The sequence below is a fragment of the Wolbachia endosymbiont of Mansonella ozzardi genome (genome assembly GCF_020278625.1).
Classification (GTDB): domain Bacteria; phylum Pseudomonadota; class Alphaproteobacteria; order Rickettsiales; family Anaplasmataceae; genus Wolbachia.
The window spans coordinates 1-6,734 of record NZ_JADAKK010000059.1; the positions used below are offsets into that span (position 1 = coordinate 1).

The window sequence follows — 6,734 nt, forward strand, 5'->3', positions numbered from 1 at the left end:
CTTTTACCTTTTTTTCTCATCTGACAAAATTTTTAAATATTTATTACTAAAGTAATCCATGAACCAGGCAAAGGTGTCGTTCTATTATGTGACGCTGGAATCTAGGAATTTGATCGGGTTAGTGAGTACATAAAGTTATGTTAAAGTGCGCTATTTTTATGGAAAACTGGATCCCAGTATCAAGTACTGGGATGACAAGAAGGGGGGTACTGGAATGACACCATTGTTGACTGGCAAGGTACTGTCAATGTTGATAGCCCCAATAGTAGCCTCCTGTCAACGATGAGCCTTTAGGATCTGCTGCTAACTACAACCACTCCCCTACCCTTTCTAGTTGTTTATAGCTGTTAAACCTTAGGAATTTATCAAAATATGGAGAAGCAATAAAAGGAGTGGCCTCTCTTAAATAATTAGATAAAAAATTCGGTAGATTGTCTTGAAATTCCTGCATTTTTTGTCTGTGATCCTTCAAAACAATAACCTTTATTTTATCATAGTCAAGTTTCCAATAAGCAAGTTCTGAAACTTCTTTTTTTGTTGTGTATCCCACTGCTAAAGCTTGTAAAATTAACTGCGGGAAAAAACCTGACATAACTTCCTCATTCGAAGGCAGTGAGCCGAGTTTATAGTCTATAATTGCTACTTTCCCACTTGGTAGATACTCAACTCTGTCGCATCTTGCTGTCAGTAAAATTTCTTCTGTCATTCCAGTTCTTGACATTGGAATCCAGCTCTTATTACACAATCGCCTGGTGTGCTCATTTGCAATTAAATTTTCTAGATTCCAGTATCCGGGCACTGGGATGGTACTCTTCTTCTTAGTGAAAGTTGTACAGCATTCGCGCAGTTGTGTGTCACGCGCTGGAATGACCCCAACATGAAATATCGGATAGAAAAAGCTCTTCTCTAACTCAACGTGATTGTTTCTAGTCCTATCAAACTCGACAAAAGATTGAATTATCTTCTGCAACCTTACCCACCACATATTTGAAAAAAAAAACCGATTAGCTGAAAATACTTCTTGTGCGATGCGCATTGGTGACCTTCTATCACGCAAATATCTCTCAAGAATATTGTGTACCATAGTGCCAAATTCCAATATCGATGGCTTAAAATTCAAGTCTCTTAATTGCCTAAAGCCCAGTATATATTCAACATAAAATGAATAAGGATTACGAATCAATTTTTCTACCGCACTACAAGACATTACTTGCATTGTTTCTTTTCTGACCTCAGTTTGAGGTTTTGGCATAGGCTGCACACATGGAACAATACATTCAGGTGTGTTTAACACTCTTAGCCAATCGCGATAAGGATATTTTGACCCCTGTAACAGAATTTCTAAACGCTGTAATAGAATTGGTTTCCTGTTGCTTAGCAATCTTGTGATGTACACTTTACTTGCACCAAATAAACCGCGCAGAGTATATAAAAAACACCCCTGCTCCTCTTGCACGGAAGAAAGATTGAATTTTTCTCTTGTCAGCGCATTCAAGAACGGATTTTGAAAACTTGGCATATCATAAAATCCAGCAAGTATTACAACTTTATTGTGATATAAACTGAATCTATTGAAGTCACTTGCTACAGAAAAAAACTCTTTCTTCAAAAACAAGGTTAGAATTTGGCTATATAACTCTAGAGAACACTTAATAGTTATGCCATTACATGCATTTAAAAAATCACGGGTAAAATTACCTACTTCATTACTTAGTTCTGAAAAATCTATCCCAGAAAGCAAATTAATACACTGCAAGTGAGCTGTTACCACATCAGAAATAAGACAATTTATAGAATTAAGTAGGGGATTAAATATAGCTTCTAACTTATTGATAATGATTAATATATCTTCTTTATATTTTAGCTTTTTATGGGCATTGATAGCATTTATAATACTGCTTCGACCGTTTGTACTGAAGCTGCGTAATATCTCTATCTCAAACTCAGATAAAATTTGAGTGTATTCTTCCTGAGTGTAACCAAAAGTCACTAGCCTATGTTTAAGAAGAGAAAGAAGTGACACGCTGTTCCAATTTGAGGTAAAAACTTCGATACTATAAAGCAAAAGCGTTATATAAGAGTAGTTTTCTGACATGGAACACGCCATACGAGCTGCAAGTAATTTATCAAAGACACACAAAGAAACGTTTTCATAACCTTCATTCTCCATAATTAGTGATGTCACTTGTGCTTCTTCCTCCCTCGAATCACAAGTGATGACTTCGATATTTCTAATGCACCCATCGCTAATTTTACTAAGATCAGCAGTTGTATCAAAGATGTAATTAATAATTTCGTTATCCACAGTGTTCAAACAGATAACGTTTTTCCTATCTACATTTAAATAATCGAGCAGATCTTTCAGGCAATATTGATAGTGTTTTCTATCAAGCAATTTCCAGTCTTTCTCTTTAATTTTCAGATTCAGGTTAGGTAAAATTATCTTTCCAAGTGGTAGGTCATATATAGCTTTAATCAATAACTTATAGATCTCACCCTTTCCAATTCCAACAAAGATTATATGTTGATCTTTCTGCAGAGAAGCTATCATATCGTTTATGTAGTCACTTTTATGTTCTAGTATATCTACTACTCCCAAACTTTTTAAAGTGTTACTCCAGGTTCTGACAAGTAAGTTTACGAAATTCTCTATTTTCTTTGGGTGCTTATCGAACTGACAATAATCCGCTATTTGGGTATGTTGGATTTTATCAAGTAATGATGGCAAGCTATAAGCCAAGTCAATGGGAAAATTATCATTGTTTTCTTTATTCCACTCCAATATGAATTGAATTAACAGCAGTGTCCTTTTTATCGGCTTGATAACTTTAACTCTATCAAGATTTAATATTAAATCTTCCTCATCGATGTTCTCTAGTGAAACTATCTCTGGTAAAATTATGCATTTTTTAGCGCTGCAATTCTTGAATGCACTCAGTAGCGCTATCACATCCCTCTTACAGGGAAGGATGACCTTTACCTTGGGAATTTCTTCTTTTCCATATTCAGAAAATATGCGCTGAGCCAGCACATCAAAAAAGGATTCATCTACGTCAGCAGTAAAAACTCTTTCCATGAAAAATGACAACTAGTATGATGTTTTTTTGTACAGCAAAATATAAATGTGCTAGCAGTTTCTTATGCTATTATATATTAAAATCTTTTATAATATTACATGACAAACACTAGAATAGAAGTTTTAAACAAATGTAAGCAAGTTAGCAATAGATGGCTATTCAACGTTTATTCGGTTTATATAAATAAAGAATTATCATCAAAATCACATGAAGAAATCTGTGGACTATTTTGTAATCAAGTTACACAAAACTGCCGTTATTACCTCTACAACGAGGACCTTGAAGAAGTTCAATATGATTTCATAGAATCACAAGCTGAGTGGGGCTTGGAAATAAGCTTTTTGCCTGGCATGACCGATAACGTAGGTAACACAGCAAAACAGATTGTCAGAGAGTATTTAATTAGCAAAGGCCACATTGACGAAGATGTTTACATTAAAGCAAGAAGTTCAAAACTGATCTTGGGCAAAGGGAGCATACCAACCGAAGATGATATAGAATTCAACCCTATTACTGAGTATTGCACGCTTATTTATAAGGAAAACGGCAATTGCTATCGTAGGCACTGCAGTAAGCAAAATACTCCACCTGGTGTCATTCCAGCGCGTGACGCTGGAATCCAGGAAAAAAAAGAATGGATCCCAGTGTCAGCTACTTGGATGACAGGAGAAGGAGCTGGAATGACACCAGGTGGTAAGTCCGTTGACCTTAATGTAAGTGACCAAGAGCTTGAAAAGATCAGCAGAGATGGAATCGATGGTAATGGCACTTTAGGGCTCTCTCTCGCAGCAATGAAAGCTATAAAGGACTACTTCAGTAAACTCGGTAGAAGCCCCTATGATATTGAACTTGAGTCCATAGCACAGACTTGGTCTGAACATTGCAAACACAACATCTTTTGTTTTCCCATTGATGAAATAAAAGATGGTCTATATGCACATTATATTAAGCGTGCAACGCGTGAGATAAATTCTGACATATGCGTGTCAGTTTTCTCCGACAACGCAGGAGGAATAATTTTTGACGATGATTACTTGATTACAGATAAAGTTGAAACCCACAATAGCCCTTCAGCTCTCGATCCATTTGGTGGAGCAATGACGGGAGTGCTTGGAGTTAACCGCGATATACTGGGTTTTGGCAAAGGCGCAGAGCCTATAATGAATACCTATTACTTCTGCTTTGCCAAAGAAGCAAAAGGCAAATTTTATAGGGATAAAGAGCGCACTGGTGAAATTTTTCCACCGAAATATATCATGAAAGAAGTAATTCATGGTGTTAATGTTGCTGGCAATTGTTCTGGCATTCCAACACAACTTGGATCAGTATATTTTGACGATAGATTTTGTGGAAAACCGTTGGTCTTTGTTGGAAGCGTTGGAATTATTCCGCGCAATATAAATAATGCACCTTCACACATTAAAGAGCCCAAAGACGGCGATAAGATTGTAATTATTGGAGGAAGGGTTGGAAGGGACGGAATCCACGGTGCAACGTTTTCTTCGGAGGCATTGTCGGGAAACAGCCCTTCAACAGTTGTGCAAATTGGCGACCCTATAACGCAAAAAAAATTTTCCAATGCCGTCATAGAGGCAAGAGACCTTGCTCTTTACAATGCAATAACAGACAATGGAGCGGGGGGACTGTCATCGTCCATCGGTGAAATGGGAAAGAATGGATTTGAAGTTGATTTAAGCAAGGTTCCACTTAAAAACGATGGTATGGCTCCGTGGGAAATATGGATATCAGAATCACAAGAGAGAATGACCTTAGCAGTGCCGGAAGAAAATCTTCCTATGTTTAAGCAAATCATGAAAAAACATGATGTAGAAGTTAGCGTAATTGGGAAATTCAACAACAGTGGTAAAGCCGTTGTTAAATATCCCGAAGAAACAGTAATAATGGACATGGAAACCAAGTTTCTGCATGATGGCAACCCTAAAATGCATTTACAGACAAGGCCATGTACCCCCTCTTTCATCCAAGCTGGAGCATCATGCGCTGGGAATCCGTTTTTTTTAGAAATTGAACTAAAAGAAATGCTAAGCAGACCAAACATTTGCAGCAAGGAGTTCATAGTGATACAATATGACCATGAAGTTCAAGGTTCGTCTGTGTTAAAGCCACTGCAAGGCAAAAGAAGAGTGTGTAGCGAAGCTGTTGTTTCAAGGCCAGTTCTTTCTTCAAACAAAGGTGTTGTGAAATCGCAAGGGTTCGGCTCAAGTTATGGGGAAATTGATACTTACCATATGGCAGCATGCGCGATTGACACTGCCATACGCAACTATGTAGCTGCAGGAGGGAGTATGAATCATCTAGCGTTGCTCGACAATTTTTGCTGGTGTGATGCTTACAATCCAGAAAGGCTGTGGCAACTAAAGAGGGCTGCAGAAGCTTGTTATGACTTTGCAACTGCATTCCAAACCCCATTCATATCTGGAAAAGATAGCATGTTCAACGACTTCAAAGGATATGATAAAAATGGCAAGGAAGTGATGATCTCTGCGCCACCTTCATTACTTATTTCAGCAATTGGAGTTATAGAAAATATTGAAAATGCGGTATCGCTCGATGTGAAGATGCCAGGAGACTTGATATATGTGCTTGGTATAACACACGACGAACTTGGCAGGTCTGAATATCAGCTGTATAGTGGAATAGGTAATAGCAACGTACCAAAGGTTGATGCAAAGAGCGCTAAGAAATTGTATAAACGCTACAGCCTTGCAATAGAAGGTGGCATAATTGCCTCTGCAATTGCACCAAATCTGGGAGGATTGGCTGTTGCTCTAGCAAAATCGCTAATTGCAGGAGACCTCGGTGCTGAAATTGATCTCTCACTAGTGCCAGTAGGGAAAACACAAAATGAAGATACAATAAACAAGATAATAATGTTTTCTGAATCCCAAAGTAGAATTTTGGTTACTATTGCCCCGCAAAACCAGAAGAGGTTTGAAGAATTATTTAAAGGTATAGTTTTTTCGTGTATTGGCAAAGTGATAGAGGAGAAAGCCCTAAATATAAAGGATATCTTAAAAGTAGATTTGAAAGATTTAGGGGATAGCTATCGTAGCGTAGTATAGAATTTTTTTTATTATGCTAAACAACTCTTTATACTATATGCAATGTTTATTTAGAATGAATGTATGTTATTAAATTTGGGTAAATTATGTCTATTTTATCAATACTCTTGTTCATCAGTCTTTCTTTACTTAACAATTCAAATAAATTAATGATATGTGCTGCCCTAGTTACGGGAGCCGCTCTAGCTATAAACTCAATGATTAAGTTCTACGGCAAGAGAGAAGCTATATGCAGCTTAATAACATGCACAGTGTTATGTTGCGTTCTTAAATGGCAAAACCTCAACCAAATAGTGCTAATTTCATACACCGCAGTTTTAGCATCCCTTTTTTCAAGTATCATTATTTTTGAAAAATTAAAGTCTAGGTTTGACTTTCATATAACAAATTTCGTTGCTTTAATTATAGCATCAGTAGTTGACAGTACTGTTGTGTATATTGGGTTACTACACAAATTCCCCGCAGGTAAATGCTTATCGATATGCATTAGAGATTTGGCTTTCAAATTTTCTTATATATCAATATTAAGTACCTGCTTACTAGTAGCAACACATTTATTCCGTTGGGCAAAAAA

At 37.0% G+C, this 6,734-nt stretch carries 3 protein-coding genes; 2 read left to right on the forward strand and 1 reads right to left on the reverse strand.

Translation table 11 applies throughout. From position 1 onward, the window contains the following. Positions 1-307 precede the first annotated feature (307 nt). A complete protein-coding gene (locus IHO40_RS05075) occupies positions 308-3,076 on the reverse strand; it encodes a PD-(D/E)XK nuclease family protein (protein ID WP_225537059.1) in 2,769 nt (922 codons plus the stop codon). Positions 3,077-3,175: 99 nt separating this feature from the next. Here IHO40_RS05075 and IHO40_RS05080 point away from each other — a divergent pair, with 99 nt between their 5' ends. Beyond that, a complete protein-coding gene (locus tag IHO40_RS05080) occupies positions 3,176-6,160 on the forward strand; it encodes a phosphoribosylformylglycinamidine synthase subunit PurL (protein ID WP_225537060.1) in 2,985 nt (994 codons plus the stop codon). 86 nt (positions 6,161-6,246) lie between these two features. Next, positions 6,247-6,734, forward strand: a 488-nt coding sequence (locus IHO40_RS05085) for a hypothetical protein (protein WP_225537061.1), incomplete at its 3' end; no start/stop codon positions are given.

Excerpts from the sequence above, each read along its gene's own strand:
- IHO40_RS05075 (WP_225537059.1), bottom strand. The coding sequence starts at position 3,076 with ATGGAAAGAGTTTTTACTGCTGACGTAGATGAATCCTTTTTTGATGTG.
- IHO40_RS05080 (WP_225537060.1), top strand. The coding sequence starts at position 3,176 with ATGACAAACACTAGAATAGAAGTTTTAAACAAATGTAAGCAAGTTAGC.